12 protein-coding genes are annotated in these 13354 nt (G+C 44.2%); 7 read left to right on the plus strand and 5 right to left on the minus strand.

The genetic code is table 11. The features are described from left to right. Positions 1 to 52: 52 nt before the first annotated feature. The 3 genes from F8R13_RS09240 to F8R13_RS09250 all read right to left on the minus strand — a co-directional run bounded on the left by F8R13_RS09240 (position 53) and on the right by F8R13_RS09250 (position 3192). A complete protein-coding gene (locus F8R13_RS09240; RefSeq protein ID WP_152833883.1) occupies positions 53 to 1138 on the minus strand; it encodes a c-type cytochrome in 1086 nt (361 codons plus the stop codon). Further along, on the minus strand, positions 1125 to 2495 hold the full coding sequence (soxC, locus tag F8R13_RS09245) for a sulfite dehydrogenase (RefSeq protein WP_152833885.1): 1371 nt from the start codon (positions 2493 to 2495) through the stop codon (positions 1125 to 1127). Before soxC ends, F8R13_RS09240 begins: the two co-directional genes overlap by 14 nt. A 250-nt stretch (positions 2496 to 2745) precedes the next feature. Continuing rightward, on the minus strand, positions 2746 to 3192 hold the full coding sequence (locus F8R13_RS09250) for a hypothetical protein (protein WP_152833887.1): 447 nt from the start codon (positions 3190 to 3192) through the stop codon (positions 2746 to 2748). Positions 3193 to 3335: 143 nt separating this feature from the next. Here F8R13_RS09250 and hemB point away from each other — a divergent pair, with 143 nt between their 5' ends. Further along, complete coding sequence (gene hemB, locus F8R13_RS09255) at positions 3336 to 4334, plus strand: porphobilinogen synthase (protein ID WP_152833889.1); 999 nt, start codon at positions 3336 to 3338, stop codon at positions 4332 to 4334. A 9-nt stretch (positions 4335 to 4343) separates the two neighbouring features. Then, positions 4344 to 5189, plus strand: a complete 846-nt coding sequence (gene aroE, locus F8R13_RS09260; RefSeq protein ID WP_152833891.1) for a shikimate dehydrogenase — start codon at positions 4344 to 4346, stop codon at positions 5187 to 5189. A gap of 82 nt (positions 5190 to 5271) precedes the next feature. Here the strand turns inward: aroE and F8R13_RS09265 are convergent, their stop codons facing one another. Together F8R13_RS09265 and F8R13_RS09270 are read right to left on the minus strand one after the other, a co-directional pair. Beyond that, positions 5272 to 6531 carry a DUF4010 domain-containing protein gene (locus F8R13_RS09265; protein WP_152833893.1) on the minus strand — a complete coding sequence of 420 codons (1260 nt, stop codon included), beginning with the start codon at positions 6529 to 6531 and terminating at the stop codon, positions 5272 to 5274. 47 nt (positions 6532 to 6578) lie between these two features. Continuing rightward, the gene (locus F8R13_RS09270; protein ID WP_152833895.1) at positions 6579 to 7118 is read right to left on the minus strand and encodes a gamma carbonic anhydrase family protein; all 540 of its coding nucleotides are present in this window, start codon (positions 7116 to 7118) and stop codon (positions 6579 to 6581) included. A 270-nt stretch (positions 7119 to 7388) separates the two neighbouring features. Here F8R13_RS09270 and F8R13_RS09275 point away from each other — a divergent pair, with 270 nt between their 5' ends. The 5 genes from F8R13_RS09275 to F8R13_RS09295 all read left to right on the plus strand — a co-directional run bounded on the left by F8R13_RS09275 (position 7389) and on the right by F8R13_RS09295 (position 13353). Next, positions 7389 to 7769 (plus strand): PilZ domain-containing protein, encoded by a 381-nt coding sequence (locus F8R13_RS09275; RefSeq protein WP_253806415.1) that lies wholly within the window; start codon positions 7389 to 7391, stop codon positions 7767 to 7769. Between the two features lie 187 nt (positions 7770 to 7956). Then, a complete protein-coding gene (locus F8R13_RS09280) occupies positions 7957 to 9288 on the plus strand; it encodes a tetratricopeptide repeat protein (RefSeq protein WP_152833897.1) in 1332 nt (443 codons plus the stop codon). An 8-nt stretch (positions 9289 to 9296) separates the two neighbouring features. Beyond that, positions 9297 to 10571, plus strand: coding sequence for a FecR domain-containing protein (locus tag F8R13_RS09285; RefSeq protein WP_152833899.1), 1275 nt, complete (start codon positions 9297 to 9299; stop codon positions 10569 to 10571). Between the two features lie 34 nt (positions 10572 to 10605). Beyond that, positions 10606 to 11970: a surface lipoprotein assembly modifier gene (locus F8R13_RS09290; protein WP_172967747.1), complete on the plus strand. Its 1365-nt coding sequence runs from the start codon at positions 10606 to 10608 to the stop codon at positions 11968 to 11970. 9 nt (positions 11971 to 11979) lie between these two features. Then, a complete protein-coding gene (locus F8R13_RS09295; RefSeq protein ID WP_152833904.1) occupies positions 11980 to 13353 on the plus strand; it encodes a FecR domain-containing protein in 1374 nt (457 codons plus the stop codon). Position 13354 lies beyond the last annotated feature (1 nt).

Below are 13354 nucleotides of genomic sequence, written 5' to 3' on the forward strand. Positions count from 1 at the left end.
AACAAAAAAGCCCGCGTAAAGCGGGCTTTCTCACATCTAAACTAAGTTTAGATTACATACCAGCGTGACCAACACCTGGAGGGGCTTCATGTAAACGTTGTGGAACGTTGTACTGGAAGCTACCGTCAGGTAGTTTACGCGCTTCTGTAAAGTGATGGATGTTACCTTTACCGTCACCAACCATGTAGTCAGGACAGTCTTTCATGCAACGTGGGTTGTGAACAACTGGACGGTGGTCACAGAAGAAGTTGCCTTGGTTTTTCATGAACTTGTTTTGCTTCATTAGCATAACAGAGTTGTAGAAATCATCATCATCCAACTGTACTGGGTTGCCGTCTTTGTCGAAACCTTTTGGAATGTAGTTAGATTGCATGATGTAACCAACCATACCCATGTAACCTGCATCACCGATGAATGGTGCATTAGGTGTCCAGAAAGGCATTGCACGACGGATGTAGTCAAACAAAGTCGTCGCATATGGCCAGTAGTTACCAACAGTTTTCATTGGTGCTGGTGCACTTGGGTCAGTTGCAACTAGGCTTTGGTCTACCGCTAGAGGTAGGTAACCTTTAGCACCTTCACCGAATTCACCGTGACACATACCACAGAACTTAACGTAAACTTCACCACCTTTTTCTACAGTCATACCGACTTTAGGATCAGGAAGGCCGTTACCGTCACCATCTACAGAGATGTTCCAGATTTTCATTGCAGATTCAGCGATTGGCGTACCAAAACCGTTTGCAACGAAAGTCGAATCATCATAATAGTGCTTTTTAGCAGCATTATGAACATCTAGGAAAGCGGCAGGAACCTTACATTGACCATTTCCGTGGTCACCACCGTCGATAGCATCATCAACTTCGAAAGAGTAAGGGTTGTTAGGATCCAACTTACCAATTAGACCTTCACGACCGTTCATAGCGTCTTTACCTAGGATCTGAGCAATAACTTTAGAATCTAGATACTTACCACCATTCGCTTCGATGATTTCTTTGTAGTTGGAAGCATATTTGCCGTCCATTTTTGCAGCATCACCAGAGTTGCTGCCAGAGTTGCCAGACATTGCGAACGCAGAACCTGCGAAAGCAAATGTAGCAATACCTGCTGCTAGTAGAGTTTTCTTAGTACTGAACATTTTGAATCAAGCCTCCGTTTGCACCGTTATCCCAAGGATGTACTCTCCAAGTTACCATCGCAGTACGGTGGTAAACGTTGTTCGTTCCTTCAATTGCACGCATTTGTGGCATTGTAGGTTGTACATACCCGGTTTCGTCTGTAGTACGGCTCATCAAGAATGCTTCAGAACCATCCCAATCCCATTCGATTTCGAAACGAGTCCAAGCTTTATCAAGAACAGGTGAAGTAAAGTGTGCTTCTTTCCAGTTTTTACCGCCGTCGAATGAAACATCAACGTGAGCAACTTTACCACGACCAGACCATGCTAGACCACGAACGTAGTATTTACCAGGACCTTGCATTTTGAAGTCTGGAGATGGGTAAGTGATTACAGAGTTAGCTTCCATGTACCATGAGAAACGTTGTGCAGTACCATCAGGCATAAGCTCAGTGTACTTAGAAGTTTCTTCACGGTGTTGTAGAGGAACATCGTGTACGTAGATACGACGTAGGTATTTAACCCACATGTTAGCTTCACAACCAGGTACTACCAAACGAATTGGGTAACCTTGTTCACGACGTAGTGCTTCACCGTTTTGTGCGTAAGCAACATAGCAGTCATCCATTGCCATATCAACAGGAACAGAACGAGACATACCAGATGCATCAGAACCTTCAGGAATAATCCACTTACCTTCTGGTTTGATACCAGCTTCTTTTAGAAGGTCAGATAGACGAACACCAGTGTATTCAACACAAGACATCATCCCGTGAGTCCATTGAACTGAGTTCAACTGAACACCTTTCCATTCCATCGCGCCGTTAGCTGGACATTCGATGAAGTGAATACGAGAAATTGATGGGAAACGTTTTAGGTCATCCATAGTGAAAATCAATGGACGCTCAACCAAACCGTGAATAACTAGACGATGCTTAGCAGGATCGATAGTTGGTACACCACCGTGGTAACGTTCAAAGTGAAGACCGTTTGGTGTGATAATACCGTTTAGGCTTTGGATAGGTGTCATAGTGATCGACGCCATTGAGTCAGGTGTTAGCCACTCAAGAGTACGACGTTGAACTTCTTTCTCATATGGAGAAGGCATGCCGTAAGGGTACTTACGAACACCGAAACCAAGAGATTTACGTTCTATCTGATCAGGTAGGACGGTTGTAATTTCTTTTTCGCCTTTGTAAGGTGCGACCGCTTTAACAGGGTCGAACTTGTTGACTCCATCAACCGAGTCAGCTAGAGCGGATTTGGTGAACAGTACACCACCCGCTACAGCCGCACTTCCTTTTAGGAAAGCACGACGGCTTTGATTGCGAGATTCCTCAGTTTGGATCGCAACCTTTTCAACGATTTTATCTGTCATTTAATGCTCCTTGATTGACATTCCTGCTAAAACAAAAATGTCCCAGATTCAAGAGTTTACTATTTAAATATAGCTTATTGTAAAGCCGTGACCATTTTGCTCAGACAAAAAAGACACGGAATTGCTGGACGATTATATTAAGTTTAAAGGTGCTTAAGTTCAAGCATTAAACCCCTAAAAATTAGCAAATCCTGATATAAATTTTTTATGCCATAGTGATTTTTTTCTATTTGTAGGGGATATAACCTGACTATTTAGGTAGGTCTTTTCGGCTACAGATGGGGCCTGCCTTAGGATTTTCAATGTCTTCAGCAACCTGAGCCAAAAATGATTGCAGTTCGTCGATTGTCAGTACGGAAAGAATTTTATTCATGATTTCCGGCTTGATAGCAACGGTTGTATATTCGCCACTTTCAAGTTTTACTTGAACACCACAAGCATCTGCCAATGCGCCCTCTTCTCCATTGCCTTCAAATTGTGCCGCTTGCTCGCCAAACAATAAGTCTGAATAGTATTCTTCGAGTACATCGGCTTGTTCATCATCTAGACTACCTTTGATGGAAACCTCAAATGAGGTTTCACCGTAAGGGGAGGTTTCTTCTCGAATATCGGCATCCAGATTGTGTGTCTTGGCAAAGGCAGCGAATTTTTCTGCGATAGGCTGGTCGAAAAAGGTGTATTCAAAATTTTCTAACATAATATCGGACCTTAGTTTTGTTAAGTTATCTTCGCGCTGAATCCATTATCTATCCATGATTTGCCGGGTTTATTTTGGCAGAAGAAGGGAGTATCATCTACCGCACCCAATTCAACACGCACAGAGATTAAAAAGGACAGTCCATGATTGAACGCCAATTTCCAATTACCCGCATGAGACGTATGAGAAAAGACGAATTTTCGCGTCGTTTGATGAGAGAAAACGTCCTAACTGCGGGAGATTTAATCTATCCGATGTTTGTTATTGAGGGGGTTAACACAAGAGAACCGATTGCCTCGATGCCAAACATTGAGAGGCTGAGTATAGACCTTTTAGTCGCGGAAGCTCAAGAACTATTTGAGTTGGGTATTCCGATGATTGCACTTTTCCCTGTACCGCACGCGGATACCAAAACTTTGGAGGCTGCGGAAGCCTATAACCCGGACGGATTGTTACAAAGAGCCATTCGCGCGGTCAAAGAAGCCGTGCCGGATATGGGCGTCATGACAGACGTGGCGCTTGATCCTTATACCACTCATGGGCAGGACGGGATTATTGATGAAGAAGGCTATGTTTTGAATGACGATACCATTGATGTGTTGATGAAGCAGGCGTTGTCTCATGCCGTAGCCGGTGCCGATGTGGTGGCACCTTCGGACATGATGGATGGCCGTATTATCGAAATTCGCGAATTATTGGAAGACAACGGATATATCAATACCCGTATCATGGCGTATTCAGCAAAATATGCGTCTGCTTACTATGGACCTTTCCGTGACGCGGTCGGTTCATCGGGTAACTTGGGTAAAGCGGATAAGAAAACCTATCAAATGGACCCTGGCAATAGCAACGAAGCTCTTCATGAAGTGGCGCTGGACTTAAACGAAGGTGCTGACATGGTTATGGTGAAACCTGGTGTGCCATATTTAGACATTGTTCGTCGTGTGAAGGATGAGTTTAAAGCACCAACTTTTGTTTACCATGTAAGTGGTGAGTACGCCTTGCTGAAAGCGGCGGCGCTTAACGGTTGGATTGATGAGCGTGCAGTGGTGCTTGAAACGCTGCTGAGTTGCAAGCGAGCAGGCGCTGATGGCATTTTGACCTATTATGCCAAGGATGCTGTGCAATGGCTTGCTGAGTAAGATTTGCAAATGCCGTCCATTGATTGTTATGCAGTAGTGGGCAATCCGATTGCCCACTCAAAATCTCCACAAATTCATCGTTTGTTTGCTGAGCAGACAGATCAAGCGCTTGTGTATGAAGCGATTCGTATCGATTCTGAACAAACCCCTTTCGAGTATGCCGTACGCCAATTGATGACAAAAGGCTATAAAGGGTTAAACGTTACCGTACCGTTTAAATTGGATGCCTACCAGTTTGCAACGGAACTGACGGCAAGGGCAAAAACGGCACAAGCCGTTAATACTTTAAAATTTAGTGAAGACGGTTCGATACTGGGTGACAACACCGATGGTATTGGGCTGGTCAGTGATATTGAAATCAACGGCAACAGTCCGTTCAAGGACAAGCGTGTTTTGATTCTCGGTGCCGGTGGCGCGGTTCAAGGCGTTTTGCAGCCGTTATTGGAAAAGGTTCCCGCCAGTGTTCATATAGCGAACCGCACTGCTGAAAAAGCGCAGGAACTTGCGGGGCGTTTTAATGATGGTCTTGTGGTGACCGCAAGCGGCTGGGAAGATATTCCTTGTGAGCAGGGTTTTGATATCGTGATCAACGGTACATCCGCCAGCCTCGAAAAGAAAGTGCCGCCTATTTCTCCAGCCTGCTTAAAATCCGATAGCTTGGTGTATGACATGATGTATGGCGCTGAGCCGACCGTGTTTATGGATTGGGCAAAACAACATCAGCCGAGCTGCCAGGTGATGGATGGTCTGGGAATGCTCGTCGGTCAGGCGGCAGAAGCCTTTTTCTTATGGCGAGGCGTTCGCCCTGAAACGGCCAGCGTTATTCAGCAGATTAGAGACGGCATTTCGGCTTAACAAGCCTGGCAGTTTACTATCGCCTCAACGTATAAAATCTACCAGGTTGGGGTTAGACAAAAAACCAGCGGCCCAATTCAACTCAATAAAACCAACCCAATGCAATGGTAATTAATCCAAAAACGGCTAGCCAAGTGGCGCTATGTTTGCCCACTTTCGGCTCGGCGATAGCATAAGCATACACGGCTTTCAGCAAGTTGTTGGAGCCTGCGGCAATCAGAACCGCACTGGCAATCATACTGCTTGTCGCATGGTAATGACCGTTTAGCAACGACAGCACAAATGGATCAATATCGGTAAACCCGACCACCAAAGACAAATAGCGCAGACCGTCTTCTCCAAAATGCTGCGTCACCGCTTGTGTGATGACGGCCATCATCACAAACAGTCCGGCAAATACAAAAGCGATTTTTAGCTCAAGTGGGTTGTTGTGAGCGTTTTTGTCCACCTGCTGTTGTGTACCATGACGGTCTTCCAAACGGTCGTAAACGATAGTTGCCACAAACACGAGTACCGCCAAGCCCACCATTGGCTTCCACAGTGCTAATGCCACTTGCCAATTGAACACGCCGGCAATTCCAAGCAGTCTTAAGTACATCAATCCTGTGGCGATTAAAATGGCGCCAGTCATTTTGTAGCTGAATCTTGGGTGCAGCATAGATTTTTTACTGAGGGCGACGGTGGTGGCGGTGGAAGAATAGATACCACCAAATATCCCGGTGAGGAGCACACCTTGGTTGGGGAAAAAGTAGCGCTGTGACACATACCCGAGGTAGGAAATGGAGGATACAACCACAACCGCGAGCCAGACTTTGAATGGCGAGACCGGAATCCAGTGGCTGATAGCATTCTGAGGCAGCAAAGGCAAAATGACAATGCTGAGTAAAATCAACTTTGCAAGCGTGGTGATTTCACTGGTATCAAGCTTAGAAACCGCTTCATTAATAGCCGCTTTGGAGCCGAGAAGTAATACGCTGATAACAAAAATACTGGCGAGTACCCAAAGAGGTTGTGTCATGACAAGCGGCGCATAGCTATAGGTAAGTGCCCACACGAGATAACTCAAAACGCCGCTTCTTTGTGCCTCGAGCTTGCGCCAGTAGAGCAACAGATAGATGGCGGTTAACGCGAGGAATCCCGCTAAAAACAGATTGGGATCGATAAGGTAAAAGACAAATCCGAGCAGTCCGGTGAACGCATAGGTACGGATGGTGCCGAAGGAGTGCTGTTTGTCATCAGGGTGGTATTGTTGGTGGTAGTCTCTCATTTCCAGCCCGGTCAAGAAGCTGAAAAGCAATACTAAAATCAACTGTCCCCAAAGTGCATGCTGCAACACAATCATTGATGGGCCTCTCTTGTCTTAACCATATTGAGAATCCGGTGGATTAGTTAAAGCGGTTTAACTTGGGTCTGGAACTCATTTTTCAACTTGACGTAATGCTCCGCCGAATACTTGAAAAACGCTTTTTCTTCCTCTGTCAAAGGGCGCGCTTGCTTCACCGGAGAGCCAACATAAAGGTAGCCACTTTCCAGCACTTTTCCAGGGGGTACCAAGCTGTTAGCACCCACCAAAACGTGTTTTTGAACTACTGCGTTATCCAAAACAACAGCGCCCATGCCAATCAAGCTCTCATCTTCTATGATGCACCCGTGCAGTACGGCGTTATGACCTATCGTAACGTCTTTGCCTACGATGCATTTTGATCCTTTGGTCAAAGGGGATTCGTGCGTGGTGTGTACGACAGCACCGTCTTGAATATTGGTACGGTCGCCAATTTTGATATCGTTGACATCGCCACGTAATGTTGCATTTGGCCAAATGCTGACGTTTTCACCCAGTTCGCACTTTCCGATTACAACAGCAGAATCATCGACCCAGCTTTCTTTGCCAATGATGGGAGAGATAGAGTTGTAAGTTCTTAAAGCCATGGTTATTCCTTGGTTTTTTTATAACATTTTTGGTGCGATTTATTATACGGGTTTGAAATCCTTCGGTTTTGTAAATGATGGATAAGGAAGCAGGTGGGCGTGTTATTGTTTGAAATTTCAGGACTTTTCGTGTGGATTAAAGTATTATTAAATTATGAAATAATGTTTATTTATCAAAGCTAGGAATTTTTGAATTGTTGTGCTTGCATCTTGGCGATTAAGATAAAGCTGCATTTAGGAAAAAGTTGGGGATTTCAAGTGGTGACGAAAATGGATTCAATGATTTCGGTAAAGAGTAGAAGCTTCTATTCAGATGAAAAAACTTCACTTGAGAATTTAGACAAGCGACAAACTGTTAGGGTTGCTTCTAACCGACCGGTGGTGATGAAAGTCAATGACTCAACCATCTTCGCAACCATGACAGATTTTTCAAAGCATGGGTTGGGTTTTATCGCCATGTATCAAATTGATCCCAATGAGACCGTTGAAGTGCACTTTGATATTCCCTTTAAAAACGGCTTCAAGAGCTTCTTGTTTAGTGCTCAGGTGAAGCATTGCATTGATTTGTTTGATAAAAGTCACATTGGCGTTCGGCTCAACATCGAAGAAAATGAATATAGCCAATTGTTCGATAAAATTGTTGCGACCTGAATAAAAAAACTCTAAAAATCCAATTTTTTCATGTAATTAGCGATATAAAATCTTTGTGTAAAGGTTTTTTATCCTTATTTCTTCGTATATACTCTTAAACTTAAGACGTTATCCGAATTTGCAGGCATTAATTTGCATAAAAAATAAGCAAAACCGGTACGTTTGAGGTGGATTTTAAGAGTTTTTCATGAAAAGAATTTCCGTTTTCCTTTTTTTTGCGTTTTTGTTGCCGTCATTCAAGGCAATGGCTAGTGTTAATTTTCAGTCAGCCCTTCAGCTATATAAAGACAAACAGTATGAGAAAGCGTATGAAGCCTTTTTGATACTGGCTGATTCCGATTACACCAATGTCGACTATAACTACTATCTAGCTCGTTCCGCCTTTTTCGTTAAAGAATACAACGAAGCCATCTCCGCTTATGAACGTATTTTGATTCAATACCCGAACAATGCGCGCTCTAAATTGGAGCTGGGTCGCCTTTATTATGAAATGCATCGTTATACCGAAGCGCGAAAATATTTGAATGAGGTGTTGAAGACCGACGCGCCCCAGGCGGTCAAGAATAATATTCGATATTACCTCGCCGGAATGGATCAGGATGGTGAAAGACTCGCGTTGAATACGGTCAGGGCAACGCTGTTAGGGTCAGTTTTTTATGATTCGAATTTAAATTATTCTCCTGAATCGGATGAAATGATTCTTCCATCCGGGAGCTTGAAATCCGCAGCGGATATTGGCGCATGGGGTTCGGAACAGATGTTGGTGCTCAATCATCGTTACGAAAACCCGAATAAACAAAGCTATGCTTGGTTGAACGATTTTGTTCTCTATAACAAAGCTTCCCCTGGCAATAGTGATTACAATATTCTTTATGGAAGCTACTCTCCGGCGTTGTCGTTTCAGCAGGATCGTTGGACATTGGATGCAGGGTTAACGATTGATGGCATGAATTATGGCAAAGACCCTTATATGGTGTCCTATGGTATTTCGCCGAAAGCGACCTATATGCCGAATTTGACGGAGTACTTCACCACCCAGTTCAGGTTTTTGAAACGTGACTATCAAACCAATAGTACGAAACCTAAAGATTCTAAGTTTGCACAAATCAGTACCCTGTATCAAAAACGAGTCGGCCCGCTGTTTTCTTGGTATGGACAGGCTGTCCTTGAAAGAGAAACTGCTGATGCCGCACCGACAAAGCTTTTAAATGTTGACTACCATCAACTCGGCTTGAAAGCGGGCGTTGCCTACCTGTTTCCTCGAAATTTTACGTTGTCTAGCACATTTGGGTATCAGGATAAGTTGTTTGAAAATGCTGACCGCTTAACAAAGAATTTTGGGGGCGGGGATGTTAACCAACATGATAAACGCTATTACGGTGAAGTGACCTTGTCAAAAGATTTCGCCAGAAGTGTTACCACCCAATTACGCGCCAGTCGGATTCAGAATGACTCAAATCTTTCTGTTTATGCTTATCAGAAAAACCTTTATACCTTCAATGTGATGAAGCGATTTTAGGAGGCGGCATGTTAAGAATTACAGTGCTAGTTTTGACACTATTGTTTAGCTTTCAAGTGCTGGCTGCCATCGGAAAGATTTCTGCGGTTCGCGGTGAGGCGCACTTCCTTCGTGGTGCTCAGGAAATCGCGATTAATGTTGGTGATATGGTGGAAGAAAAAGACCGGATTAAAACCGGAAAGAATACTCAGGTTCAGGTCGTGTTCAATGACAGAACCATTGTGACGATTGGAAAGAACACGGATTTTTCAATCCCCCAGTATGTTTACGGTGATGCCAACACCTCCAAAGCCCAATTCAACCTCGCCAAGGGCGTCTTTAAATCGATTTCCGGCAGAATCGGTAAGCTAGCGCCTCAGCGCTTTAAGATCAAGACGGCCACTTCTACCATTGGGATAAGAGGAACAACCTATATTGTGCGGGTCATAGGTTCGAAAACCAGTTTGGCGACTTTGAACGGTGCGACTTATATGGAGCTGAATAGCGGTAAAACCTATGACGTGCCTGCCGGAAAAGAATTGGTTTATAACATTGATACTGGGAAAGTCACCCTTCAAGATGTATCCTCTACTTCGGTTTCGGTAAATACCAGCACTACAGGCGATAATAAAACAGCAACTGCCGATAATGATAGTGATGGCGGTTCAGGATCAGATGCTGAAGGCACAACCGACGAAGCTCAGAATGCAGTCGATACGAACACTTCTACAACCCAGACAACGTCACAGAATGTTGAGACAGAAGATGCGAAAGTAAAAGTGATTGCAGGTTCTGATACTTACAGCTCTTACGGTTATTGGCTGAACAAGTCGACACAAGAAAAAACTGACCCTTATACCCAGGCGAAATCAGGGTATTCTGCGACAGCGCCAATAGCCTTGCAGGGCATAGTTGGAGGGCAAAGCTCGTTAACCTATAGCGGTAATTTGGTTGCCGTTTCAGGCACGACCAGTGTGTCAGGAAATGTGACTTTAGATGTCGCTAACGGTGAGATTTCTAACGGAAATCTTCAATTTACGATGAACGGTGATGCATGGAATTTTTCTTTTTCTAACGTGACCATTAATACCAATCAAAACACAGATACAGGTTATTCTTTTAGTGCGACTTCACTCACAGATGGCGTCTCTGGCAGCGATTATCCCGATACTTATTCAGGAACCGTAAAAGGACGTTTTTATGGGCCAAATGCTGAAGGCGCTGGTGGCGTATTTGATGTAAACAGGACGCCAAATGGTGGTACAACGAGCAATGCTAAAGGATCTTTTAGCGCCGTGAAATAGGGTGCTAGTAACGAATGAGAATATGATAATCAATATGAATTCTAGGAAAGCACTGACCATTTTAACGGCGATATTTTGCTCAATTATTTCAACCTCAATACAGGCACAAGAACAACCAACGCCTGTTGAGAAAAAAGTAATGAGTTACCCACAAGCGTTAGATCTGTATAAGAAAAAGAAGTATCAGGCATCGTATCAGGCATTTTTACAGTTGGTTGCTACAGACTATGGAAATGTTAATTACAACTACTACTTAGGACGTTCGGCCTTTTTTATCAAAGATTACCATGAAGCCATTGGCGCTTATGAGCGTATTTTAATCGGTTATCCTTATAACCAGCGCGCAAAGTTGGAACTCGGGCGTATGTACTATGAACTTGGTGACTTTGTTCAATCAAAACGTTATTTGATGGAGGTGTTGGACTCAAACGCGCCTGAAACGGTGAAGAACAATATTCGTGTTTATCTGGCTAAAATGAGCGCCATTGACAATAAACCGCATAATTCGGTCAGAGCAACATTACTTGGGTCGGTGTTTTACGATTCCAACCTGAATTACTCACCGCAGTCGGATAACTTTCAATTGCCGAGTGGGACGCTTAATTTCCCTTCGGATATTGGCGCGTGGGGTTCAGAGCAGATGTTGACGGTCAATCATCGTTATGACAATCCTAAAAAGTACGGTTTTGCGTTTAAAAACGATATGACGCTTTATAACCGTTGGTTACCGAATCAGACGGATTACAATATTTTATTCGGCAGCTATACTCCGGCGTTGTCGTGGCATAAAAAAGGCTGGACAACGGATGCGGCGCTGTATGTCGATGACATGACTTACGGGAAAAATCCGTATTTAATGTCTTATGGTATTGCGCCGACTGTTAGCTATATGCCGGATTTGACCCAGTTTGTTACCACACAGTTCAAACTGCTTAAAAAGGATTATCAATCCAATGTCTATCGCGACCGTGATGCACAATATATGCAATTGGCAATGTTGTATCAGAAACGAATGGGCGCGCTCTGGACATGGTATGGCCAAGGCATGGTAGAGAGTGAGCAAAAGCAGCGTAGTTCAAACTCTGTGAATGTTGACTACCAGTCGTTGACAGCTAGATTGGGGATGAACTACCTCTTTCCGAAAGGTTATAGTGCCGGCGTTTTGGGAGAGTATCAACAGAAACAATATTTACAGGATGACTTTTGGTTGAAAAGTTTAAGCGGCGCTGATAAGCGTCAAACAGATACCAAGTTGACTGTGACTGCTACGGTTACCAAAGACATACAAAAGACGCTGTCGGCGCAGTTGAAGTTGTCATTGGTGCAAAACAATTCTACGATTAAGATTTACGAATATCGGAAAGATGTAGTGACACTCAATCTGATTAAACGTTTTTAGGAGAAGCCAATGTTGACTCGTATTTTATTGATGGTTCTGCTGGTGTTATCGACACCGACATTCGCTTCTATTGCCAACGTTTCCGCCATTAAAGGCGATGCGGTTATCTTGAGAGGAGATCAAAAACTGCCAATCCATCTCGGCGATGCGATTGAGGAGAAGGATCAAATCAAGACCAGTAATGAAACGAAGGTTCAAATCATTTTTAAAGACCGAACCATTGTCACCATCGGAAAAAACACGCTGTTTTCCGTGCCTGAATACGTTTACGGTGATGCCAAGACTTCAAAGGTTGAGTTTAAGTTGTCTAAGGGTGTATTCAAGTCAATGACTGGGAAGATCGGCGAAATTGCGAAGCAACGCTTCAAAATTAAAACGGCAACGGCAACCATTGGGATTCGTGGAACCATCTATATTGTTCGAGTGCAAGGGGATAAAACACAGCTTTCCACCTTGGATGGGGCGACTTATATGCAACTGAATTCAAATGGCGCGGTATATGATGTGCCTGCCGGCAAGTCGTTGGATTATGATGCCAAAAGCGGTAGTGTCAGTGTGAAAGACCTAACAATCAAAACGGTCATGATCCAAACAGATCCACCTCAGTCAGAGAAGGATCAGCTATCGGATGCGATTGAGGCTCAGACTGATGATGTGGGGAACGGAAACGACTCGAACCCATTAGGCTTCAATGCTGGTGACGGTTATATGACCGCCCGTACCAAAAATAAGGATAACCCAAATGATGTTTATCTGGAAGGGATGACGAATACCCAGCCGGCAGGTGGCGATGACTTTGTTTCCACAATGGTTGCTGATAGTAATTTGCCGACAGAGACGGATGGGCAACTGAATCAAACCACTATCGAGATTCCATACCAGGTGGTTGCCGGAAAAGACAGCTATAACGAGTATGGTTACTGGGCAGATAAAAACTCCGCACAGCTGTCGACACCATTCACCAACCCCTTGCCTGGCATTGCTGAAACGCCTGCATCTACTATTAGTGGATTTACAGGTAGTGCCGCTTATTCGGGTAATCTTGTAGCCATTTCGGGTAGTAATCAAGCAACGGGAACGCTCTTGATGCAGGTAAACTTCGGCACAAACAAGGTCAGCGGTTCTATGACGGACTTAACTTTGGCTGGAAACAAGTGGGATAACATTTTTACCAATGGTACGGTTTCAAGTTCGGGCGCAATTAGCGTATCCAACTTCAGTTCAAACGGTAATGTCAGCGGCATTACCGGTAATTTAAACGGTAAGCTTTATGGTAATAATGCACAGGGCGTCGCAGGTACCTTCAATTTGAATGGGACAGCGGCTTCTGGTGGCAGTACCAGTGCTTCCGGTTCCTATGTCGCACATGGCGGTGGGCCATAGT

This window comes from Hydrogenovibrio sp. JE_KL2 (assembly GCF_009296185.1).
Lineage (GTDB): Bacteria > Pseudomonadota > Gammaproteobacteria > Thiomicrospirales > Thiomicrospiraceae > Hydrogenovibrio.